Origin of the sequence: Pseudomonas sp. 18175 (genome assembly GCF_050432925.1) — a bacterium.
GTDB lineage: Bacteria > Pseudomonadota > Gammaproteobacteria > Pseudomonadales > Pseudomonadaceae > Aquipseudomonas.
On record NZ_JBKFTO010000002.1, the window covers coordinates 297,303 to 319,548 of the forward strand.

General features: G+C 58.7%; 25 protein-coding genes. 11 read left to right on the forward strand and 14 right to left on the reverse strand.

Translation table 11 applies throughout. The features are described from left to right. The first annotated feature begins 31 nt into the window (after positions 1 to 31). Positions 32 to 475, forward strand: a complete 444-nt coding sequence (locus tag ACLD1Y_RS04290; protein ID WP_429475768.1) for an Lrp/AsnC family transcriptional regulator — start codon at positions 32 to 34, stop codon at positions 473 to 475. A gap of 362 nt (positions 476 to 837) precedes the next feature. After that, positions 838 to 1,719, forward strand: coding sequence for an EamA family transporter RarD (gene rarD, locus ACLD1Y_RS04295; RefSeq protein ID WP_429475770.1), 882 nt, complete (start codon positions 838 to 840; stop codon positions 1,717 to 1,719). Between the two features lie 57 nt (positions 1,720 to 1,776). Here the strand turns inward: rarD and hppD are convergent, their stop codons facing one another. The 6 genes from hppD to ACLD1Y_RS04325 form a co-directional block, all read right to left on the reverse strand. Next, entirely contained in the window at positions 1,777 to 2,853 is a 1,077-nt protein-coding gene (gene hppD / locus ACLD1Y_RS04300) for a 4-hydroxyphenylpyruvate dioxygenase (RefSeq protein WP_429475772.1), read from the reverse strand. Between the two features lie 300 nt (positions 2,854 to 3,153). Beyond that, complete coding sequence (locus tag ACLD1Y_RS04305) at positions 3,154 to 3,846, reverse strand: fimbrial biogenesis chaperone (protein WP_429475773.1); 693 nt, start codon at positions 3,844 to 3,846, stop codon at positions 3,154 to 3,156. Next, entirely contained in the window at positions 3,843 to 4,874 is a 1,032-nt protein-coding gene (locus ACLD1Y_RS04310; protein ID WP_429475775.1) for a fimbrial protein, read from the reverse strand. The genes ACLD1Y_RS04305 and ACLD1Y_RS04310 overlap by 4 nt, the downstream gene beginning before the upstream one ends. Then, positions 4,871 to 7,468, reverse strand: a complete 2,598-nt coding sequence (locus ACLD1Y_RS04315; RefSeq protein ID WP_429475777.1) for a fimbria/pilus outer membrane usher protein — start codon at positions 7,466 to 7,468, stop codon at positions 4,871 to 4,873. The genes ACLD1Y_RS04310 and ACLD1Y_RS04315 overlap by 4 nt, the downstream gene beginning before the upstream one ends. Before the next feature lie 2 nt (positions 7,469 to 7,470). Next, positions 7,471 to 8,253, reverse strand: a complete 783-nt coding sequence (locus ACLD1Y_RS04320) for a fimbrial biogenesis chaperone (protein WP_429475779.1) — start codon at positions 8,251 to 8,253, stop codon at positions 7,471 to 7,473. Between the two features lie 24 nt (positions 8,254 to 8,277). Continuing rightward, positions 8,278 to 8,829 (reverse strand): fimbrial protein, encoded by a 552-nt coding sequence (locus ACLD1Y_RS04325; RefSeq protein WP_429475781.1) that lies wholly within the window; start codon positions 8,827 to 8,829, stop codon positions 8,278 to 8,280. A 147-nt stretch (positions 8,830 to 8,976) separates the two neighbouring features. On the opposite strand from ACLD1Y_RS04325, the gene ACLD1Y_RS04330 reads away from it, so the two are divergent. Together ACLD1Y_RS04330 and ACLD1Y_RS04335 are read left to right on the forward strand one after the other, a co-directional pair. After that, positions 8,977 to 10,518 carry an EAL domain-containing protein gene (locus tag ACLD1Y_RS04330; protein WP_429475783.1) on the forward strand — a complete coding sequence of 514 codons (1,542 nt, stop codon included), beginning with the start codon at positions 8,977 to 8,979 and terminating at the stop codon, positions 10,516 to 10,518. Between the two features lie 198 nt (positions 10,519 to 10,716). Further along, on the forward strand, positions 10,717 to 11,082 hold the full coding sequence (locus tag ACLD1Y_RS04335; RefSeq protein WP_429475785.1) for a histone-like nucleoid-structuring protein, MvaT/MvaU family: 366 nt from the start codon (positions 10,717 to 10,719) through the stop codon (positions 11,080 to 11,082). Between the two features lie 111 nt (positions 11,083 to 11,193). Here the strand turns inward: ACLD1Y_RS04335 and ACLD1Y_RS04340 are convergent, their stop codons facing one another. Further along, positions 11,194 to 11,730, reverse strand: a complete 537-nt coding sequence (locus tag ACLD1Y_RS04340) for a DUF4946 domain-containing protein (protein WP_429475787.1) — start codon at positions 11,728 to 11,730, stop codon at positions 11,194 to 11,196. Between the two features lie 184 nt (positions 11,731 to 11,914). Here ACLD1Y_RS04340 and gloA point away from each other — a divergent pair, with 184 nt between their 5' ends. Beyond that, complete coding sequence (gene gloA, locus ACLD1Y_RS04345) at positions 11,915 to 12,436, forward strand: lactoylglutathione lyase (RefSeq protein WP_429475788.1); 522 nt, start codon at positions 11,915 to 11,917, stop codon at positions 12,434 to 12,436. Positions 12,437 to 12,488: 52 nt separating this feature from the next. On the opposite strand, the gene ahpF is transcribed toward gloA, so the two are convergent. From ahpF to ACLD1Y_RS04360, 3 genes are all read right to left on the reverse strand, one after another. Beyond that, a complete protein-coding gene (gene ahpF, locus ACLD1Y_RS04350; RefSeq protein WP_429475790.1) occupies positions 12,489 to 14,054 on the reverse strand; it encodes an alkyl hydroperoxide reductase subunit F in 1,566 nt (521 codons plus the stop codon). 130 nt (positions 14,055 to 14,184) lie between these two features. Continuing rightward, on the reverse strand, positions 14,185 to 14,748 hold the full coding sequence (gene ahpC / locus ACLD1Y_RS04355; protein WP_010210361.1) for an alkyl hydroperoxide reductase subunit C: 564 nt from the start codon (positions 14,746 to 14,748) through the stop codon (positions 14,185 to 14,187). A gap of 145 nt (positions 14,749 to 14,893) precedes the next feature. Beyond that, complete coding sequence (locus tag ACLD1Y_RS04360) at positions 14,894 to 15,820, reverse strand: site-specific integrase (RefSeq protein WP_429475794.1); 927 nt, start codon at positions 15,818 to 15,820, stop codon at positions 14,894 to 14,896. Between the two features lie 169 nt (positions 15,821 to 15,989). On the opposite strand from ACLD1Y_RS04360, the gene ACLD1Y_RS04365 reads away from it, so the two are divergent. Further along, positions 15,990 to 16,997, forward strand: a complete 1,008-nt coding sequence (locus tag ACLD1Y_RS04365; RefSeq protein ID WP_429475796.1) for a DNA-binding protein — start codon at positions 15,990 to 15,992, stop codon at positions 16,995 to 16,997. Here the strand turns inward: ACLD1Y_RS04365 and gorA are convergent, their stop codons facing one another. After that, positions 16,998 to 18,356, reverse strand: coding sequence for a glutathione-disulfide reductase (gene gorA / locus ACLD1Y_RS04370; RefSeq protein WP_429475798.1), 1,359 nt, complete (start codon positions 18,354 to 18,356; stop codon positions 16,998 to 17,000). 106 nt (positions 18,357 to 18,462) lie between these two features. Further along, positions 18,463 to 19,302 carry a UTP--glucose-1-phosphate uridylyltransferase GalU gene (galU, locus tag ACLD1Y_RS04375; protein ID WP_429475800.1) on the reverse strand — a complete coding sequence of 280 codons (840 nt, stop codon included), beginning with the start codon at positions 19,300 to 19,302 and terminating at the stop codon, positions 18,463 to 18,465. 311 nt (positions 19,303 to 19,613) lie between these two features. On the opposite strand from galU, the gene ACLD1Y_RS04380 reads away from it, so the two are divergent. Then, on the forward strand, positions 19,614 to 19,799 hold the full coding sequence (locus tag ACLD1Y_RS04380; protein ID WP_071484118.1) for a hypothetical protein: 186 nt from the start codon (positions 19,614 to 19,616) through the stop codon (positions 19,797 to 19,799). Between the two features lie 146 nt (positions 19,800 to 19,945). Further along, complete coding sequence (locus tag ACLD1Y_RS04385) at positions 19,946 to 20,227, forward strand: hypothetical protein (protein WP_429475803.1); 282 nt, start codon at positions 19,946 to 19,948, stop codon at positions 20,225 to 20,227. Between the two features lie 8 nt (positions 20,228 to 20,235). Here the strand turns inward: ACLD1Y_RS04385 and ACLD1Y_RS04390 are convergent, their stop codons facing one another. Together ACLD1Y_RS04390 and ACLD1Y_RS04395 are read right to left on the reverse strand one after the other, a co-directional pair. Beyond that, positions 20,236 to 20,466 (reverse strand): hypothetical protein, encoded by a 231-nt coding sequence (locus tag ACLD1Y_RS04390; RefSeq protein WP_429475805.1) that lies wholly within the window; start codon positions 20,464 to 20,466, stop codon positions 20,236 to 20,238. A gap of 21 nt (positions 20,467 to 20,487) precedes the next feature. Next, positions 20,488 to 20,838, reverse strand: a complete 351-nt coding sequence (locus ACLD1Y_RS04395) for a hypothetical protein (RefSeq protein WP_429475807.1) — start codon at positions 20,836 to 20,838, stop codon at positions 20,488 to 20,490. Between the two features lie 211 nt (positions 20,839 to 21,049). On the opposite strand from ACLD1Y_RS04395, the gene ACLD1Y_RS04400 reads away from it, so the two are divergent. The 3 genes from ACLD1Y_RS04400 to alkB are packed head-to-tail and all read left to right on the forward strand — an operon-like array spanning position 21,050 to position 22,215. Further along, positions 21,050 to 21,352, forward strand: coding sequence for a DUF1883 domain-containing protein (locus tag ACLD1Y_RS04400; RefSeq protein WP_122488596.1), 303 nt, complete (start codon positions 21,050 to 21,052; stop codon positions 21,350 to 21,352). Between the two features lie 25 nt (positions 21,353 to 21,377). Next, positions 21,378 to 21,545 (forward strand): hypothetical protein, encoded by a 168-nt coding sequence (locus tag ACLD1Y_RS04405; RefSeq protein ID WP_167496692.1) that lies wholly within the window; start codon positions 21,378 to 21,380, stop codon positions 21,543 to 21,545. Between the two features lie 4 nt (positions 21,546 to 21,549). Continuing rightward, a complete protein-coding gene (gene alkB / locus ACLD1Y_RS04410; RefSeq protein ID WP_429475809.1) occupies positions 21,550 to 22,215 on the forward strand; it encodes a DNA oxidative demethylase AlkB in 666 nt (221 codons plus the stop codon). Positions 22,216 to 22,246: the final 31 nt, after the last annotated feature.

Sequence of the window (22,246 nt, forward strand, 5' to 3'; positions counted from 1 at the left end):
GCGGATCACCTTTTCTTTTTAGGCCAATACCATGATCGACACCATCGACCAGCAACTGATCGCCGCCTTGATGGACGACTCGCGCCTGTCCCTCAAGGCCCTGGCGGGCATCACCGGGCTGTCTTCGCCCAGCGTCGGCGAGCGTCTGCGGCGCCTGGAAGAACGCGGCGTGTTGACCCACTACACCGTCGACATCGACCCCAAGCATTTTGGCTATCTGCTGCAGGCCATCGTGCGTATCCGCCCCTTGCCCGGCAAATTGCAGGAGGTGGAGCGCCAGATCCAGGCAATCCCCGAATTCACCGAGTGCGACAAGGTCACCGGCGACGATTGTTTTATCGCCCGCCTGCATGTGCGCACCATGGAACAGCTGGACACCCTGCTCGACCGCCTCAATGCCTATGCCGAAACCAACACCGCTATCGTCAAGAAAACGCCGGTGAAACGCCGCTTGCCACCCCTCAGCGGTGAATGACTCAACTGTGGTGATAGCGGGCTTGTTGTGGTGAGTGGGGTAAGCCCTAATGCCAGTCAGTTAAGGGCAAACACCGTCAGTGTGGCGAGGGAGCTTGCTCCCGCTGGGCCGCGTAGCGGCCCCAAAGATGGGACTGCTGCGCAGTCCAGCGGGAGCAAGCTCCCTCGCCACAGGTTAGCTTTTACTCTTTCTAACCCTTAACTGACTGGCATTGGGGCAAGCCCGCTCACTACAATTGGAGGTCATATCAGGGCGCAGCGAGAAATTTTCCCGAAAATCGCCCCAAAACAGCGCAACCCTTCCACGCCAAAAGCACCATAATCCCCTCCTCTCTTGTACTAATCGGTTTTCGCGAGGACAGCGTGTCTAAAGGTGTTGTGTTATCGGTATCGGCTTCGGCGTTGTTTGCCGTGATGTATTACTTCACGTCATTGCTCACGCCCCTGAGCGGCCTGGAAATTTTTGGCTGGCGCATGCTGCTGACCATGCCGTGCATGACGGTGTTCATGATCGTCAGCGGCGAATGGCGGCGGGTGTGGGAGTTGTTGCGGGTATTGGCGGCCAAGCCCGCATTGATCGGCGGCGTGGTGCTGTCGTCTGCCCTGCTGGGTGTGCAGTTGTGGCTGTTCATGTGGGCGCCGCTCAATGGACGCAGCCTGGATGTGTCGGTGGGTTATTTCCTGCTGCCGCTGACCATGGTGCTGACCGGGCGCCTGGTGTGGGGCGAACAACTGTCTTACTTGCAGAAGATCGCCGTGGTACTCGCCGGGCTTGGGGTGCTTAACGAGTTGTATCAGGCCGGTGGTTTTTCCTGGGCGACGTTGGTGGTGATCATCGGCTACCCGATCTACTTCATCGTGCGTAAATACCTCAAAACCGACCACCTGGGCGGACTCTGGCTGGACATGGCGTTCATGCTGCCGGTGGCCTGGTGGTTTGTGCAAAGCGGCGAACAAGGCTTTGCGGTGATGGATGCGCACCCGAAGCTGTACGCGTTGATTCCGCTGCTGGGGCTGATCAGTGCCTCGGCGCTGGTGAGCTATATCATTGCCAGCCGCTTGCTGCCGTTCAGCCTGTTCGGCCTGCTCAGTTACGTTGAACCGGTACTGTTGCTGGGCGTGGCACTGTTGTTGGGCGAAGCCATCAAGGGCGGTGAATGGCTGACCTACATCCCGATCTGGCTGGCGGTGATGGTGCTGGTGTACGAAGGCTTCAAGCACTTGGTGCGACAGCGCAAGGCCTGATCGCCAGGCAATAAAAAGCCCGGCCCGGAGGTTACTTCGGGCCGGGCTTTTTTACGCTTACTCGGTGGTCAGTACACCACGACGTACCTGGTCACGCTCGATGGATTCGAACAACGCCTTGAAGTTACCCTCGCCAAACCCATCATCGCCTTTACGCTGGATGAATTCGAAGAACACCGGGCCCATCAGGGTTTCGGAGAAGATCTGCAACAGCAGGCGCTTGTCGCCTTCGATGGACGAGCCGTCCAGCAGGATACCGCGTGCTTGCAGCTGATCCACCGGCTCGCCGTGGTTCGGCAGGCGGCCTTCGAGCATTTCGTAATAGGTGTCGGGCGGCGCGGTCATGAAGCGCATGCCGATCTTCTTCAGCGCGTCCCAGGTCTTGACCAGGTCGTCGGTGAGGAACGCCACGTGCTGAATACCCTCGCCGTTGAACTGCATCAGGAACTCTTCGATTTGCCCTGCACCCTTGGAGGACTCTTCGTTGAGTGGGATGCGGATCATGCCGTCCGGCGCGCTCATGGCCTTGGAGGTCAGGCCGGTGTACTCGCCTTTGATGTCGAAGTAGCGCGCTTCGCGGAAGTTGAACAGTTTTTCGTAGAAGTTGGCCCAGTACACCATGCGCCCGCGATAGACGTTGTGGGTCAGGTGGTCGATGACCTTGAGGCCAGCACCCTGCGGGTTGCGGTCGACACCTTCGATAAACACGAAGTCGATGTCATAGATCGAGCTGCCTTCACCGAAACGATCGATCAGGTACAACGGCGCGCCACCAATGCCCTTGATGGCCGGAAGGTTCAGCTCCATTGGGCCGGTTTCGATATGGATCGGCTGGGCACCCAGCTCCAGCGCACGGTTGTAGGCCTGTTGCGAGTCCTTGACGCGAAACGCCATGCCGCACACCGACGGGCCGTGCTCGGCCGCAAAATAGGAGGCAATGCTGTGGGGTTCGTTATTCAGGATCAGGTTGATCTCGCCCTGGCGGTACAGGTGCACGTTCTTGGAACGGTGGGTCGCGACTTTAGTGAAGCCCATGATCTCGAAGATCGGCTCCAGGATGCCCGGGGTTGGCGAGGCGAATTCAATAAATTCAAAGCCCATCAGGCCCATTGGGTTTTCGTATAGATCTGCCATGGTGGCACCTCATCATTCTTGTAATAAACGCTGTTTAGTGGCGAGCAAGGATGAGGTTGCAGGGTGGCGCACAGGACAGGCCTCGCACGCTGCGGGCGAGAAAGTCACCAAAGATGAGGGGGGAGCCGAGTCGCTTCATGGTGTCATCAGTCTCTGACGGCCTAGGCTTGCGTGAGCGCAAGTCCATATTCTTGTATGCGTAAATCGATTCTACACAGCGTAACAGTGTTTGTCCGTAGTCTTATCAAATCCTCAATCCCTTTGCCTGCGCAAGGGGTTTATGAGCCCATTGACCTGCACTCATAACGCCTGCTCATGGTGGCGAGTGATGCCGTGATCATCGATTATGCTGAACTGCAGAGTTGCGGGACCTGAAAGCATGTCGCAGCGCCCCGCCATCGGTAATGTCAGCATAGTCCTCGGCGGTATCATCGGCGGTTCAGAGCTGCTGTACTCAATGCCTCCCGCGCTCATCACCACCTGGGACAATGAGATGTGAAAGGCGCTTTCGTTTTGGGCCAGCAACCGTAACGGGCAACGGCCCTCAACGCGCCATTTAAGCGGTTTGGCCTCTGGACCCAATGCCTCGGGGCGCAGGAACAGCTTTATCCGCGTGCGAAATGCCAGGCTCAGGTGATTACCGCTGGGGGTCGGGCGGATGCTCAGCACATTAAGCCAATAAACCGACTCCCTGTCCGCTGCCACTGCCTGCCCCTGCATCGAGTGAAACACAATACGCAATGCCTGCCCCCGGCCAGGCTCCATGCGCACAATCGGCGGCGTAACACTGAACGGCACGTCGCTGAATTCGGGCTGCAACCGGGCGTCCCCGTTATCGATCCAGGCTTGGACCACCCTTGGGGTGTCGGCAGGGTTTGTCAGGGTGATGCTGACGTCCCGCGCTATGGCGGGGTAAACAATGCGCGTGCGGTCGATGACGATATCGGCTGCAGCGCTGCTGGCCACCAGGCACACCAGGCTGAGCCACCTCATGGATAGCTCAGGGTAAAGGTGGCCACGCCGTTTGCCGTACCGGGCTTGATAAAGTCCAGCGTTTGCACGTAGCGGGCTGTGAGAGTGATTTGGAACAGACCGTTGTCAGTGCTGCCCGCCAGCCATTGATTGACGTTGCCAACGGCGCTGGAGTCTTCGCCATAACTGACCACCTGCGCGCCGTAAAGCAATTGCAGGGCGACCCCCGCAGCCGTCGAGGAGCCTGTAAGCGTCAGCCGGTCGCTGCGATTGGCGGGGTTGGATTGATCGGTCAAGGTCACCCGCACATCCACAGTGGCGCCCGTTCCGCCTGCGCATTGCAGGGTAATGGTGTCGGTGGCCGAGCCCGCCACGCTGCCGACACCCGTGAACTGACGTGCGGGAACCTCCCCGAGGTTCATCGTCAATGCGGGCGTGGACACCGTGCACGTCGGTTTACTGGGGGGGCCGACCAGCGTGTTGGCGATGGCGATATCGTGCATGGTGCCGGACGTGTAGACATGCAGTGAACCGAGCGTCCCGCCCGGGATAACCCCACCCTGGATATTGCCCGTGACAAAGAAAAACACCTGGCCGCGTACGCCCCAGGTTGGAATGCCGGGGTTCACCCCACTGCGCAAGGTCGCCATGCCACTGACGGGCTCATATGAGCCGCCGTCGCGGTCCTGGGCGACCATTCCCACGCCGACTCCCGTTACGCCTGTCTGATAAACCGGCATTCTGAAGCCCTGGGCCGGCAGCCAGTAACCCAGGTAGCGATGGGCTGGGGAAAACGTCATGTACGACCAATAGTCGATGACAAGGTCGGGGCGATAGGTGCATCTCATCGCATCAGGTACCTCGAAGGCGTACCCGTTCGGATCACCCAGCACCTGGCCCATGATCGGGCTGGCAGGCACATCGATCGGGGCAATCGCCAGCACCGTGGGCGGGCCAGGGTCACACGTGGCATTGGCCTGTGTTTCAGCAGACACAACAAAGCCCATAACCGCCAGCCCGGCCACACACAGCGCTCGATACAGGGTCACGGCGCCCTCCCCTTAAGCGCAGCGGGTTTGGTGATGCACTGCCCTTCGAGCAAGTCGGCGCTGACTTGCCGCGTTCCGGCTTCTGGCAGTGGCAGCAGGTAGTCGATAAAGCAGCGCCCAGACGGCCCTTCACCCCATACCACGGCAAGCCGACCCATGTCGGCGATGCCCCGTACAAACGCTTTGCTGGCCTGGCCGACCACGCCGACTTCAAGGCCGTCCTCATCCAGCACTTGGGCGGCAAACGGCAAGGGCAAGCCGTTTTCCCGCAACGCCTTGACCACCACGGCGCGGCCACTCACGGTTTCGAAACGCAATAAAGACACCGCGCCCAGGGTTGGCACCACATGCTGCACCGACTCCTTGAGTTCGACGTCCATCCCCATGCCGCTGGGGTCAAGGCTGATGACATTGTCATGGAAGGCTCTGAGCGACGGCACCACGCCATAACCATCAGCACCGATACGCGTGCCGCTGGCCCGGCCAAGCATGGCGCCATCGGCACCGTTGGCCTGTACCAGTGCAGAGGCTTCGCCGAGGCTTTGCGACCAGGTGATGCCGTCGCCATGAGCGATGACGCCGCCGTCAGCACTGAACGACAGTTGCCGGGTGTTGCGGGCCTGGGCGTATCCCGCACGCATCTGGCCCGTGCTAGTGCGCAAACCGGCGTAGGCATTGACGCTATTGAAAGAGCCCTGGTCCATACGGCTGCGGCTGCCCGACAGTCCGTAATGACCTTGCGCATGCTCGCCCAGCAAACCGCTGATTCCCAGTTGTTGCTGGCTGCCACGGCTGTCACCGCGGTCGCGGGACATTGAGCTGGTCAGGGACGGTGCATGAATACCACCCCCTAATGGCAGGGACAGGGTCAGCATCAGCCGGTTGTCCAGGCGACCGCGCTGGCCGACACCGCCGAAAAATATCTCATCACTGTGCTCGCGGTCCGACAGGAAATGGCGAGTGTCTTCGATCCTTGAGCGCTGGGCAGACAGGTTCCACGTCAGCTTTCGCCATTGGGCACCGTAACTGAGTGTGAAGGAGGTTTGCCGGCCCACCTGGCGCTGCCAGAAATCCACGGAACTGCCATACAGGCTCAAGGAGCCGGGGCCCAGTTTCTGGCTGATGGTCAGGTCGATTCGGCTTTTTTGCCGAGCAATATCCTGCACATTGGCGTGTTCCCGGGCCCGTTCACGCAGGGTCAGCGCGTCGTTCAGTCCCAGGTAGCCACGGGTGGAATAACGATGCAGCCCAAGGACGAAATGGGTCCCTGTGCTCGGCATCGCGTAGTTGTAACCCAACCCAAAGCTGCGTCCGCCGACGCTGCCCTGCCCTGGCAGGCGCGTGCTGGAATCGCTCAGGTCGAAGGAAAACGCGCCTATCGAGGTGCCAATGGCCACGCCGAGTTTTCCCAGGGCATGACCCTCGGTCACGGAACCACCGCCGTACAACGTCAAATGGTTGCTCACCCCTTGGGCCAAGGCGCCTTGGAATACCAAAGGTGTTTCACGCGATCGCCCGTACTGGCGCACTTGGCCAAGGTTAAGTTGGTATTTGCGCGTGCCCGGGCGCTGCAACTGCGGCGCCACTGACCAGGGCACCACAAAGGTATTGCGCCGCCCGTCCACCTCGGTGACCTGCACGGTCAATGCTCCCCCGTTGCCTGTGGTGTAGAGGTCGTTGATCACGAACGGGCCCGGGGCTACGGTGGTTTCATACAGGGTGTAGCCGTTCTGGCTGACAGTCACGGTTGCGTTGCTCTCGGCGATGCCACGTACTTGGGGCGCGTAACCTTGGCGAGATTGGGCAAGCATCCGCTCATCGCTTGCCAGGCTGATGCCGCGCAGCCGCACGCCCTCCAGGATTTGCCCGCCGCTGAAGCTGTCGCCCAACGTCAGTTGCGCTTGCCAGGGTGCCAGGCTGCGTTGCAGGTAAGTCGCGGTGTTTTGATAGCGTTGCAGCCCGGTGTTTGAATTCCACGCTTGCGCCCCTTGGTGGCGTAGGCGCCAACTGCCCAGGTTGACACCGCCGACCAGTCCAAGATAGCGCCGGCCAGCACCCTCGCCGGAGGTGGGCCTTGACGCGCTGAAGGTGTAGTTGAGCAGGCCCACGTCGATACCGTCGTCCCAATACAGCGGGTCGACAAAGCCGCGGGCATTGCGCTTGAGATGGGCCTGGGGAATGCTCACCGCCCACTCCAGGGTGTTGGCATCCATAAGGCTGGTGGCCAGGGGCAGCCATTGCTCCAGGGTCGGGCACGTTACCTCCTGCGGCGGATGATTGATCAGCGGGTCATCCAGGTCGACGCCGAGTAATTCAAGTACCGGTGCATCAACACAAGGCACCGCATCATTGGCCGCATCACTGGCGACAAACTCAAGGGTGCGACGCCCCTGGCGCTGCCCATTCAGCACGATGTCGACACGGTACGCGCCGGGGCTCATCAGGTTGCGCAGGTTAAAGCGTGACATGTCCACATCGGCCGCCACTTGGCTGCTGAAAGCGTGCAAGTCAAAACTGGGGGGCGGCGCGCACAGGCCTTCTGAAGTGGCCAGCATTGCACCGACCAATCCACCCACCCATTCAGGCCTGTTCATGTTCAGAACCGCAGCGGGGCACGCTGCGGCGCCGAAAACGCGCCGAAATCGTTGATAAATTTGAACTGCACCTGCGCATCTGGCGGGATCACCGCGGCCTTGCTGTGATGAATGCTCAAGGCCAGGCTGCCACCGGGCGCCACCATGCCCGTTTCGCCCGGCAATACAGCCGCGTCCAGGCGAGCCCCCATTGCCAGGGCGACTTCATTGAACGTGACGTAATAGCTCGAAGGGTTGTACACCTGCAACTGTGCGCCCTGGGGCCCGCGCTGTAGGCTCCAATGCAGACGGCCAGGCGCCTCCTCCGGTTTGCCGGGCAATCCGGCCGGACGGAAGAACACCTTGGTGCGGATGCGAAAGGCAAAGCGCAGATAGTTTTGCTCGCCCTCTTCCAAGGCGGCATCCGGTTGGATGTTGGGTGGAACTTCCAGCACGTTCAGCCAAAACAGTGACTCGCGATCAATAGGCAAGGGTTCCCGGGTATACACCAAGCGCATGGCCTGGCCCTTGCTAGCGTCAATGCGAAACACCGGCGGCGACAGGCTGAACGGCACATCGCTGGACTCGGGGCCGGAGGGCCTGTCGCCGCGTTCGAGCCAGGCCTGGACCAGCCGGGGTATCAGCGGATCATCGTTGGTCAACTGGATGGTGATTTCGCGCTGGCGCTCCGGGTAAATGTGGCGTGTCCCCGTAACAATGATGCCGGCGCTGGTCAGGTCGCAGCACAGCAACGCGATAACAGCGGCTGTCAGCCTGCAGTGGGTTGGACTGTTTAGGGTATCCATCCTGTCCTCCCGCCAAAAGCATGCTCAGGGGAATGTCACCGAGTACTGCACGTTGGTGCTCACCAGGCCTGGCGTCGCGGGGCCACCCACCGCTATGTATTGCGCCGCAAAGGGCAGTGTCGCGGTCCCCGCAGCATCGATTGTCACCGATGTGGAGGGGGCGCCCAGGCTCAGGTTGAGCACCCTGTTTGCCGTCACATCGACAATCTGCACTTCCACATTGCCGGCGGGAGAGGCAGATGCCTGATTGATCAGGTTGCCAGTGGCGGCGCTGATCGCCGGGCTGCTGCGCTCGAACAGCACCGCGACGGGCTGGGGAGGACAATTGGTCGCGCCGCCCCCTATGTGGATGAAAAAGAGTTTGTAGGCCGCTACTGCGTTTTCCGCTTTGAGCGCGGAAGTCTGCACCCGGTCCAACACCACCGGAAAGTCAGCAGAAGTACCTGGCGTTGCGCTGGTACCGCCGCTGATCGTGCAGGTAGAGCCCTGGATTTCTCCTGTGATGGTGATGATGCCATCCGCCGCAAAAACAGGACTCGTTGCCATCAAGACCATCGTCAACCATTTGCTATTCATGATCGATACCTCATCAAAGCAAAAGCCACGGCTCGATCTTAGGTAACTATTCTGACGGCGCCTACTGACCGAACGGTTAGGTACGGCGAGCTTATTTGCACCCGGCCCACTATCATCGTTGTATCCCCGTCAACGTCCGGCGCCCTTATGCCCCTTACCCTCACCGGCCCACGAAAACGCGCCACGCGCTACTTGATCACGGCTCTCAGCGGGCTGCTTCCGGTTGTCTTGGGCGTGGTGATCCTGCATTGGCAGGCCGAGCGCACACTGCAAAACAGCACCGCCCAAACCGCCCAGGAAGCCGTGCGCCAGTTCGACCTGATGCTCGACAACACCGCCCTCGCCGCCCAGGCCTTGCTGCCATTGGCCGGGCAGCCCTGTGATAACAGCGCGCAATTGGCCTTGCGTGAACAGGTCACGCGTCGTCCATTTGTGCGTGCCACCACCTTGTCTTGGCAGAAGAACATCTATTGCAGTTCGTTGTTTGGCAGCCACTACGAATCGGCGGTGAACCCGGATGACTATGTCGATGGCCAGTTGTGGCTGATGAACGGCAACCCGGTCACCCCGGACACCGCGTTGCTGGTGTATCGAATGGTGGACGGCGATAAAGCGGCGTTCGCCTCGATTGACGGCTACCACCTGACCAATGCCTTGCGCTTGATCAGCCGTTACGCGCTGTTGGTCCTGCAAGTCGGGCCTAATTGGCTGAGTGACGATGGCAAGGTGCAAAGCTCGGCGCTACCCACCTTTGCCGTCGCCCCTCAACACCTGGCCTCCGAGCGTTATCACTACAGCGTCGAGGCGGGGATGCCAGCGGGTGAAGTGTGGCGGTATATGCAAGACCGTTATCCCGCCGTGTTCAGCCTAGTGCTGTTCTTTGGCGTGTTTGCAGGCCTGTTGGCGCATTGGCTGCAAAAACGTTCTTCGGCACCCACCCATGAATTGCAACGGGCGCTGGGGGCTAACGAATTCATTGCGTATTACCAACCGGTAGTACGCGGCGATACCCATGAATGGGCCGGCTGCGAGGTGCTGATGCGCTGGCAGCATCCCAAGGAAGGTCTGGTACGCCCCGACCTGTTTATCCCGCTGGCCGAGCATTCTGGACTGATCGTGCCGATGACCCGTGCGCTGTTGCGCCAGGTCGCCGCTCAACTGTCACCCCATTCCATGCATTGGCCTGCGGGGTTTCATATCGGCGTGAATATCACCGCGCGCCATTGCCAGAACCTGGACTTGGTGGAGGACTGTCGCGAGTTCCTTGCAGCTTTTGCGCCCGGCCAGGTGACTTTGGTGCTGGAGCTGACCGAGCGCGAGTTGGTCGTGCCCACCGATATCACCCGCCGCTTGTTCGATGCCCTGCATCAATTAGGGGTGATGATTGCCATTGATGACTTTGGCACCGGTCATTCCAGCCTGGGTTACTTGCGCAACTTCAATGTGGACTACTTGAAGATCGACCAGAGTTTCGTCGCCATGATCGGTGCCGACGCACTATCACGGCATATTCTGGACAGCATCATAGAACTGTCCGGCAAGCTCGACCTGGGCATCGTGGCAGAAGGCGTGGAAACCACCGAGCAGTGCGAATACCTGGCCGCTCAAGGCGTGGATTTCCTACAGGGGTACCTGTTTGCAAAGCCGTTGCCCGGCGATGAATTCATTAAATCCCTGGCCGCTCATTGATTAGTCATGCACTAGATCCGTTGAAATAATGTTAGTCAGACAAAAGACGTGATTTACTCATGGCGGATTAACTACTACAATTTTTCCTGCCTGTGCAGAACTCGCAGGGCGGCTTCTTTCTCGAGTCGCCTTAAAGCTCTTGGCTTATAGCTTTGTCTGCAGTTGATATCAGCCAACTACACTATTGGAGTACCTATTTTGTCCAGACTCGCCGAATTTCGCGCAGCAGAAAAAGCCCTTCAAGAACAGCTCGCCCAGCTGGAATCCCTGAAGAACGATGCCGGCCTGAAGAAAGAAATCGAATTCGAAGAAAAGCTTCAAGCCTTGATGAAAACCTATGGCAAAGGCCTGCGGGACATCATCTCTATCCTTGACCCTAACCCGGGCAAGTCCAGCGCAGCGGCTAGCGCAGCACCCAAACAGCGCCGCGCGCGCGTGGTCAAGGTTTACCAGAACCCGCACACCGGCGAGCTGATTGAAACCAAAGGTGGCAATCACCGCGGCCTCAAGGCCTGGAAAGAACAGCACGGCGCCGCCACTGTAGATTCCTGGTTGCGCAAGTGATTCGAGCGCACTAACAAAGAGCCCCGCTTTCGCGGGGCTTTTTTAGTGCGGCGTTCGAAACCGAACTTAAATAACATTTCACGTTGTTCAGAATCGACGCGAGTCAGCCATTTAAAGTTTCAGGCTGTCACGCACTGAACTGACTTCATCCTTGCTGGCTTCGTACGCATCCGCTTGACCGGCGTATGAAAAAACATACGCCTTATCGGTATCAACAGCGCCCACCAATGTTTGCGACAGCACGTGCCGTCCGTTCTCGGTAATCACACAAGTAGTTTCCAGCGCGTCAAGACGGCTCAATGTTGTAGCGTGCATCTTGCTGCACACACTTTGATAACCGCTCTGGGCGAAATCTTTCTGAATGGACTTGCGCATCTCCAGCAAAACCCCCTGAAGATTCACCGTATGCCCCGGTTCGATAGGTGTACCGGTCAACTCCATCACCATCAATGTATTGCCATTTTCATCGTTCTTGATTGCCCGCTGCCGGGAGACGGGCTGTGGTTTTGCGGGCGCGTCGTTGTCGGGCACCACTTCTTCGACTTGCCAGCCACTGGGCCAATGGAGTTCCGGCGCGGCCGCCCATACGCAAGAACTGGCCAACAGCAAACACACAGCGGTGAACAGCGGTTTACGAAATTTGATCATTTGCAAAAAAACACCCCAGGTTCAAGCCGCAAAGTCTGAGGCCCGACCCCGCGCGTCGCAAGGCTTGCGTGACCTTTTTCATTTGGCGCAGCGGGCGGCCCTTGCGTATCATGGCTCAGCTGCACGGATGCCAGCCGCACGCCAAGGGACCGCCCGTACTGACCCCATTTTTCCTGGAGGGCCCATGAGCCTGCACGAACTGAATACTTTCCCGGGCGTTACCGCCCAACCTGACACCGCGACCGCGAACTTCGTGTTCAACCACACCATGTTGCGGGTCAAGGACATCACCAAATCCCTGGACTTCTATACACGCGTCCTGGGTTTCTCCCTGGTTGAAAAGCGCGACTTCCCAGACGCCGAGTTCAGCCTGTACTTCCTGGCCCTGGTGGACAAATCCCAAATCCCAGCCGACGCTGCCGAGCGCACCCAGTGGATGAAGTCGATCCCGGGCATCCTGGAACTCACCCACAACCACGGCACCGAAAACGATGCCGACTTCGCCTACCACAACGGCAATACCGACCCCCGTGGCTTTGGCCATATCTGCATCTCGGTGCCGGATATCGTCGCCGCGTGCGAGCGTTTCGAAGCCCTGGGTTGCGACTTCCAGAAGCGCCTGAGCGATGGCCGCATGAAAAGCCTGGCGTTCATCAAGGACCCGGATGCGTACTGGGTTGAGATCATTCAGCCAGCGCCGCTGTAAACGAAAAAAACCCCATGATTGCTCATGGGGTTTTTCATTTGCGGTCCCGAATTTATGCGGGGGCGGACGTTCGGATCAGGTGATCGAACGCACTCAGGGAAGCCTTGGCACCCTCGCCCACTGCGATCACGATCTGCTTATAAGGCACAGTCGTTACGTCACCGGCGGCAAATACGCCTGGCAGTGAAGTCTCGCCACGGGCATCGACGATGATCTCGCCACGAGGCGACAGCTCTACGGTACCTTTGAGCCAGTCGGTGTTCGGCAGCAAACCGATCTGTACAAATATGCCTTCCAGGTCGACGGTGTTGAACTCACCGCTGTCGCGATCCTTGTAGACAAGGCCGGTGACTTTCTGGCCATCGCCTTTGACTTCGCTGGTCAGCGCGCTGGTGATCACATTCACGTTCGGCAGGCTGTACAGCTTGCGCTGCAACACAGCGTCGGCGCGCAATTTGCTGTCGAACTCCAGCAAGGTGACGTGGCTGACAATGCCGGCCAGGTCGATGGCGGCTTCTACACCGGAGTTGCCGCCGCCAATTACTGCTACGCGCTTGCCCTTGAACAGCGGACCATCGCAATGCGGGCAGAAGCACACGCCTTTGGCCTTGTATTCCTGCTCACCGGGCACACCCATTTCGCGCCAGCGGGCGCCGGTGGCCAGGATCACGGTTTTGGACTTGAGGGTCGCACCGCTTTCAAAACGGATTTCGTGCAAGTCACCGGGATTTTTTGCCGGGATCAGGCTGCTGGCACGTTGCAGGTTCATGATGTCCACGTCGTACTGACGTACGTGGGCTTCAAGGGCGCTCGCCAATTTCGGCCCTTCGGTTTCCTGTACCGAGATGAAGTTCTCGATGGACATGGTGTCCAGCACTTGCCCACCAAAACGCTCGGCGGCAACACCGGTACGAATACCTTTACGGGCTGCGTAGATCGCCGCCGCCGAACCGGCTGGGCCGCCACCGACCACCAGCACATCAAAGGCGTCTTTGGCGCTGATTTTCTCGGCGGCTTTTTCGATACCGCTGGTGTCGATTTTGGCGAGAATTTCTTCCAGGCCCATGCGGCCCTGGCCGAAGTTCACACCATTGAGGTACACGCTCGGTACCGCCATGATCTGGCGCTCGTCCACTTCAGCCTGAAACAGCGCGCCGTCGATGGCGACGTGGCGGATGTTCGGGTTGAGCACGGCCATCAGGTTCAGCGCCTGGACCACGTCCGGGCAGTTTTGGCAGGACAGCGAGAAGTACGTCTCGAAGTTGAACTCGCCTTTGAGGGTACGGATCTGTTCAATCACTTCGACACTGGCCTTCGACGGGTGGCCACCCACTTGCAGCAGGGCCAACACCAGCGAAGTAAATTCATGGCCCATAGGGATGCCGGCAAAACGCAGGCTGATCTCGGCACCCGGGCGGTTGATGGAGAACGATGGCTTACGCGCATCATCGCCATCGGTTTTCAGGGTGATCAGCGTGGTGAGGCTGACCACATCTTGCAAAAGGGCAAGCATTTCCTGGGACTTCGCACCGTCGTCGAGGGAGGCGACGATCTCGATCGGCTGGGTGACCCGTTCCAGGTATGACTTCAACTGAGCTTTAAGATTGGCGTCCAACATACGGGCGATTCCTTTTGATTCTGATGTTTCTGGGTATAAAAAAACGCCCGAGCGAATCTCGCCCGGGCGTTTTTGAGGGCGGTTGCAGCTTACTTAAGGTGCGGATACCCGCCCTAGATGCTTCACAGACTTAGATCTTGCCAACCAGGTCCAGGGACGGAGCCAGAGTGGCCTCGCCTTCTTTCCACTTGGCTGGGCACACTTCGCCTGGGTGGGCAGCAACGTATTGAGCAGCCTTGATCTTGCGCAGCAGCTCGGAAGCGTCACGGCCAACACCGCCGTCGTTCAGTTCAACGATCTTGATCTGACCTTCTGGGTTGATCACGAACGTACCGCGGTCTGCCAGGCCAGCTTCTTCGATCAGTACGTCGAAGTTACGGGAGATGGTCAGGGTTGGGTCGCCGATCATGGTGTACTGGATCTTGCCGATGGCTGGCGAAGTGTTGTGCCAGGCAGCGTGGGCAAAGTGGGTGTCGGTGGAAACGCTGTAGATTTCGACGCCCAGTTTCTGGAATTCGGCGTAGTTGTCAGCCAGGTCTTCCAGCTCGGTAGGGCAAACGAAGGTGAAGTCGGCTGGGTAGAAGAACACTACGGACCACTTGCCTTTCAGGTCAGCATCAGACACATCTACGAAGTTGCCGTTTTTGTAGGCGGTAGCTTTGAACGGTTTTACTTGGCTGTTGATGATAGGCATCGTTGAATCTCCGTCAGGGTTTGTAGAAAGGTGTAATAAGTTGATGAGGTGAATCCTACCCACTCTCTACGCCGATGGCTCATTGGCAAACCTGATGCTAACGATTGGTTTTCCCTATCAGGTGACTGTATTAATAGAAGAAATCTCAAAGCAGCGGTTGCGTCGCCAAGGTCATACCGAGAAAGGGCGTCGTTTCAACATAGCGCATGGCGGATTTCATGTCGCTCCAGCCGACGTAACTCATCAGCGACTTCAAATCCCAGCCACTGCGATGGGCCCAGGTAGCAAAGCCTCGGCGCAGCGAGTGGCTGGTGTATTGCTCGGCGGGAATACCGGCGCGCTCCAGCGCCTGACGCAACAGCGGGATCACACTGTTAGCGTGCAAGCCCTCCTCCCCCAGGTTGCCCCAACGATCAATCCCGCGAAACACCGGGCCGCGCACCAAGGCCGAAGCGCTTAGCCACTCGGCGTACGCACGCACCGGGCACAGGCGTAGCAGCGCCGGGGTGTGATAGGTCTTGCCGAGGTTATCGCGGTCGCTTTTGCTGCGCGGCAGATAAAGGCTGATGCCCGCGCCGGGCGTAGCCTGCACATGCTCAATACTCAAACGACACAGCTCGTCGCTGCGAAATCCACGCCAGAAGCCCAGCAGGATCAAGGCGGTGTCGCGCTTGGCTCGCAACAACCGTGCGGGGTCATGGGCCGCGTCCATCGCCTCTTTTTCAAGGGATGCGACCACCTGTTCCAAATGTTTGAGCTGCAAGGGCTCGGCCTGTTTTTCCTGCGCGGGGTGCACGGCACGAATCCCCTTGAGCACTTTGCGCACCACGGGTGCCTTGGTCGGGTCGGGAAAACCCTGGCTGGTGTGCCACTGCGCCAACGCAGAGAGCCTCAACTTCAAGGTGTTGACCGCCAATACACCGGCATGCGCCACCAGGTAGCGCGCCACGCTGTCGCTGGTGGCGGGCAGGAATCCACCCCAACTCACTTCGAAGTGCTCAATGGCCGCGCGGTAACTGCGCCGCGTGTTATCGCGGGTGGCGGCATTGAGATAACGGTCCAGATCGCTCATAGGGGCCTTTTCGTACTGCTGGCGGTGGAATTGACGGTTAAAACGGCAATGACACGGGATAATACGCCAATATCCCATCAGTTAAATCATGAATTTAAACGGATTTTAATTTGTGATAGGGTATGTATCTACATAATACGTACCACAGTACTAAATCGACGGAGACTCCATGGCTCGCGGCGGCATCAATAAAGCAGTAGTTCAAACGGCACGCCTGGCCATCTTGGCCCGCGGCGAAAACCCGAGCATCGATGCCGTACGCATCGAAATGGGCAATACCGGCTCAAAGACCACCATTCACCGCTATTTGAAGGAATTGGACGACAGCGAAACCCGGCTGACCATCACCGAAGCCCCCATCGACGACGAGCTTGGTGAACTGGTAGCGCGACTGGCCCAGCGCCTGAAGGAAAAAGCCCAGGAACCGATTGACCTGGCCTTGGCGCAATTTGAACAACACAAAGCCGCCCTGCTCGCCCAGGTTGAAACCCTTGAAGCAGCCCACAGCCAGCTCAAGCAGCAATTCGATATCCAGGCCGCTGCACTGGCAGAAGAAAGCGCCGCCCTGCAAACCGCCAGCACCAGCCTGCAGACGGAACAAACCCGCAATGCCGGGCTCAGCCAGGCCTGTAGCGATTACGAGTTACGCATCAACGACAAGGACGAGCAGATTCGCTCACTGGAAGAAAAGCACCTGCACGCCCGCGATGCGCTGGAGCACTACCGCAACGCGATCAAGGATCAGCGCGAACAGGAACAGCGTCGCCACGAAGGCCAGCTACAGCAAGTGCAGGCAGAACTGCGTCAAGCCCAGCAAGGCGCGCTGGTACGCCAAGACGAAATCACCCAACTGCATCGCGACAATGAGCGTCTATTGATTGAGCATCGGGTGACGACCAAGGAATTGGCCGCGATGCAAGAGCAAGCCCGCAAAGATCAGGCTCAGCAACTCAAGCTAAGCGAACAAGTGAGCCAGATCGACAGCGAACGCACTCTGCTGCAAGAGCGCCTACGGGTTGCCGTACTGGAAAGCCAATCACGCCAGGAGGCGCTGACCGAACACCAACACACCAACAAGACCCTGGAGCTGGACCTGATCAAGGCCCAGGCCAGCATAGAGGCATTGCGCCTGGCGGCCGCCGTTGCAGCGGCGCCAGAGGCAGCCTCCCAAGACTGATCAGCCCGCGACAGGCGTGCGCATGGTGACAAACTCTTCCGCAGCGGTCGGGTGCACGCCGATGGTTTCATCAAAATGCTGCTTGGTCGCGCCCGCCTTGAGCGCGATCGCCAGGCCCTGGACGATCTCGCCAGCGTCCGGGCCAACCATATGGCAACCCAGCACCTTATCGGTGTCGGCATCCACCACCAACTTCATCAGGGTTTTTTCCTGGCAATCCGTCAGGGTCAGCTTCATCGGCCGGAAGCGGCTTTCGAAGATCTGCACCTTGTGGCCCTGGGCTTTTGCGTCTTCTTCCGTGAGGCCAACCGTGCCGATATTCGGCAGGCTGAACACCGCCGTTGGGATCATCGCGTAGTCCACCGGGCGATACTGCTCCGGCTTGAACAAGCGACGCGCCACGGCCATGCCTTCGGCCAGGGCCACAGGCGTCAGTTGTACGCGACCGATCACGTCGCCAATCGCCAGGATCGACGGCTCGGCAGTCTGGTACAGGTCGTTCACTTCAACACAACCACGCTTGTCGAGTTTGACGCCGGTGTTTTCCAGGCCCAGGTTGTCGAGCATCGGCCGGCGTCCGGTAGCGTAGAACACGCAGTCAGCCTCCAACACCCGACCGTCTTTCAGGGTAGCCTTGAGGCTGCCATCGGCTTGCTTGTCGATGCGTTCGATATCGGCATTGAACTGCAAGTCCAGGCCGCGCTTGGTCAGCTCTTCTTTCAGATGGTTGCGTACCGCACCATCAAAGCCGCGCAGGAACAGGTCGCCGCGATACAGCAAAGACGTCTGCGCGCCCAACCCGTGGAAAATACCGGCGAACTCGACCGCAATATAGCCACCGCCCACTACCAGCACGCGCCTGGGCAGCTCTTTGAGGAAGAAAGCCTCATTGGAGCCAATGGCGTGTTCGCGCCCCGGTATCTCCGGGATCTGCGGCCAGCCGCCGGTAGCAATCAAAATGTGCTCGGCGGTGAAGCGCTCGCCATTGATTTGCACCTCATGCGGGCCAACCAACTGCGCATGCCCTTCATGCAGGGTCACGCCACTGTTGACCAGCAAGTTGCGATAGATGCCGTTGAGGCGGTTGATCTCGCGATCCTTGTTGGCAATCAGGGTCGCCCAATCAAAGTTCGCCTCGCCCAGCGACCAGCCAAAACCGCTGGCCTGCTCGAAGTCCTCAGCAAAGTGCGCGCCATAGACCAACAGTTTTTTTGGCACGCAGCCCACATTCACACAGGTACCGCCCAGGTAGCGGCTTTCAGCCACCGCCACCTTGGCGCCAAAGCCCGCCGCAAAACGCGCCGCGCGAACACCGCCGGAACCGGCACCAATTACATATAGGTCAAAATCGTAGGCCATTTCACTCTCCTCGGCAGGCAATCAGCATACCGACTTACATGGGGCTGAAAAACGAAAAAGCCACCCTAAGGTGGCTTTCTCTGTTTAAAGCATGGGCTTGGATGAATCAGTAAGCCTTGCCAGTCTTGTAGAAGTGCTCGTAGCAGAAGTTGGTCGCTTCAATGTAGCCTTCAGCGCCACCGCAGTCGAAACGGCGACCCTTGAATTTGTAGGCAATCACGCAACCGTCTTTGGCTTGCTTCAACAGGGCGTCGGTAATCTGGATCTCGCCACCTTTGCCCGGCTCAGTTTCTTCGATCAGCTTGAAGATATCCGGGGTCAGGATGTAACGGCCGATGATCGCCAGGTTGGACGGCGCATCTTCCGGTGCTGGTTTCTCAACCATGTCGCGCACGCGGATCAGGCCATCGCCAATGTCGTCGCCAGCAATCACGCCGTACTTGTTGGTCTCTTGAGGATCAACTTCTTGAACGGCAACGATGGTGCAACGGTATTTCTGATACAGCTTGACCATCTGGGTCAGGACGCCATCGCCATCCAGGTTGACGCACAGGTCGTCCGCCAGCACCACGGCAAACGGTTCGTCACCGATCAACGGACGGCCGGTCAGGATCGCGTGGCCCAAGCCCTTCATCTGGGTCTGGCGGGTGTAGGAGAACGAGCACTCGTCCAGCAGCTTGCGGATGCCAACCAGATATTTTTCCTTGTCGGTGCCCTTGATCTGGTTTTCCAGCTCGTAGCTGATGTCGAAGTGGTCTTCCAGGGCGCGCTTGCCACGGCCGGTCACGATGGAGATTTCGTTCAGGCCGGCATCCAGTGCCTCTTCAACGCCGTACTGAATCAGTGGCTTGTTCACCACCGGCAGCATCTCTTTGGGCATGGCTTTGGTCGCTGGCAGGAAGCGAGTGCCGTAACCGGCTGCTGGGAACAAGCATTTCTTGATCATATAAGTCCTTACAAAGGGCTGTGCGTACGAAATTCGGCGCAGTCTAATCAGGCCGCAGTCACCTTACAATGGGTCCTGCTGGCGTTGCGATGTCATCATAGAGAAAAAATGTCGGCGTAAGTTCCGCCTATCTTACGAATAGCATCATCATCGGCAGGCCAAAGAACCTCCGCGCCCTGTTGTTTCCAAGGGCGACAGCCTTTTTAGCATGCTTTGGCCCCTCGGACACTGACCTAGAATAACTTGCGCTGGCCCGCGACATTTGGCGCTATCATGAGCGCCTTTGAACCAGACCACGAGATTGTTAATAGATGTCAGAACCAAAAGGTGTGAACGGCTACCTGATCACCCAGCGAGCGGACGGCTGGCACTTGATTAACTTCCACGGTGACAGCGTCGCCGGCGCATTCGCGACCGAGCGTGAAGCGATCGCCGTGGCCGAAGTATTCGTCGACGAAGCTGGCCATGCTTCGAGTAAGCGCCCGAAGGGTAAGTAAAGGTCCCGTTGCGTGCAAAAAAGCCCCGTTCTGCGGGGCTTTTTTGTGTTTGTCTGTACCTAGATAGCCATTCGCTATACTCTGCGGCGAACGCCCCACGACAGTGTCAGCGCCCCTCCCCCAACACCCTCGACGACGACCCATCCATGAATAAATTACTGGCACTGACTGCGGTACTGGCGCTTGCCGGTTGCACTACTACATCTGACGTGTACCTGAAAAACGGCGAGCAAGGCCTGACCATCGACTGTTCCGGCGAAGCCAATTCCTGGGCCAGCTGCTACGAGAAAGCTGACGCCTCCTGCGCGGGCACCGGCTATCGCATCGTCGGTACCGAGGGCACACCCTCGCTCAACGAAGCCGACAAGACCCTGGGCAAGGATGTCGGCAACTATAAAAGCCGCAGTGTCGTGGTGGTCTGCAAGTAGCCCAACAGCTACAAGTGGATCTCGGCAAACTTGATCCCCAGCCCGCGCAAGGTTTCGGTCAGCTCATCAAGGCTGGCAAAGGATTCGACCTCGTCCTGTTCGTCCACCAGGAAAAAGCTGCGCCCGCCGCTCTTCTTGAAGAAGACGATCCATTCGTCAAGATCAGCGGGGTTCTGGATCACATGGGTCGCCGAGATTTGCCCCTCGGCATGGCGGGCTATAACGTGTTCACGCTTCATATCTGGTCTTCCGTCGCGGCATCAGCCGGAAATGCAATCTTCCCCGGCCTTTTTCACATCACCCGGACGGATAGGCACGTTGGCCATGCTCTCGTAGAGCTTGATGCTGCTACCGCTTGAGCGCTCCTCAATCTCGAAGATCGCTGAAGGGTCAGCCGAAAACTTTTGCGGCACGATCACCCGTACGCCTTCCTTATGGGGTTCAATCTGCGGCGGGCGGCGGGTAGCAGAGAGTTTTTGCACCACACACGCGGCATATTCCTGCGGTTTCTTCCCGGAAATGACCGCCAACGTCGGCGGGGTCTGCTTGATATCTGCAACCGAAGCACACCCACCTATCGCCAAGGCCAGAACCAACACACTCCACTTCATACAAAACCTCCGATAAAGACCCTACGACAGCGGGGATGGTAAATTTCTCCCGCCTACATAGGATTTATCCCTGATAACTGGGTAAATAACTGTTTTAAATTGTCGATGTCGTCGAAGACGACGCGATAATAAACGCGCTGGGGCTGATAAACTCCATCTTAACCTACGTATCGTTCTGATTTTTCAGAAAAAGCCCTTCTGGAGACACCCCATGAAATTCATCCACCAGCGCGAGCACCTCAACGAGGGAGACATTGTTGTCATCGAATGCTCGCAAACCTGCAATATCCGCCTGATGAGCGATGCGAACTTTCGCAGCTTCAAGAACGGCGGCCGCCACACTTACCACGGTGGCGCATTCGACAAGTTCCCGGCCAAGATCACCGCGCCCAGCACCGGGTTCTGGAACATCACCCTGGATGTGGTCACGCGCCGCGCCATCAGCGTCACCAAAAAGCCGACCTTGTCCCACAAGATCCGCATCGTACGTCGCACCAGCACAAAACTGAGCTGAGCCAAAGCCCTAATAGGAAATAGCCGTGACCACCACGACCAAGTACGTCATCAAGTACAAACTCAACGGCGAACGCCGCTTCGAATTCGCCCAATTGCAGAGCAACAGCGTAGAAGAAGCCAAGCAAGCCCTGGCGAAGATCCACGATGCCAGCGATGAAATCACCGACATCAACGTGAGCAAGGCGCTCTAAGCCCATGTCCGGCCCCACTGCGGACTTGTTCGCCGATGACGCCCTGCAACAACCTGCGGCGCGTGAACAGATCGGCGAAGAGTCCTACGTGCTGCGTGGCTACGCCTTGCCCTGGATTGCGCGCCTTCTGCCCGAGCTTCGGCACGTGCTGGCACAAGCGCCGTTTCGACAGATGGTCACCCCCGGCGGCTTCACCATGTCGGCCGCCTTGAGCAGCTGCGGCGCGCTGGGCTGGACCACCGATACCAGCGGCTACCGCTACAGCCCGCTTGACCCGCGCAACGCAAAACCCTGGCCGAGCATGCCCCACGCGCTGCGGCAATTGGCAGTGCAGGCAGCAGCGGATGCAGGGTTCGACGACTTCGCTCCCGACGCCTGCCTGATCAACCGCTACGTGCCGGGCGCCAAAATGTCGCTGCACCAAGACAAAAATGAACGCCGCTACACTGCACCAGTGGTGTCGGTGTCCCTGGGCTTGCCGGCGATATTCCTGTTTGGCGGCCATGAGCGTAGCGACAAGCCCCGCAAAGTTTCACTGTTCCACGGTGATGTGGTGGTCTGGGGCGGAGTCGACCGCTTGCGCTTTCATGGCGTGATGCCCATCAAGGAAGGTGTGCACCCTGTCATGGGGCCGCAACGCATCAACCTGACCTTTCGCACCGCAGGCTGATTTGACCGCAAACTTCGGAGTGTTCGGCGCG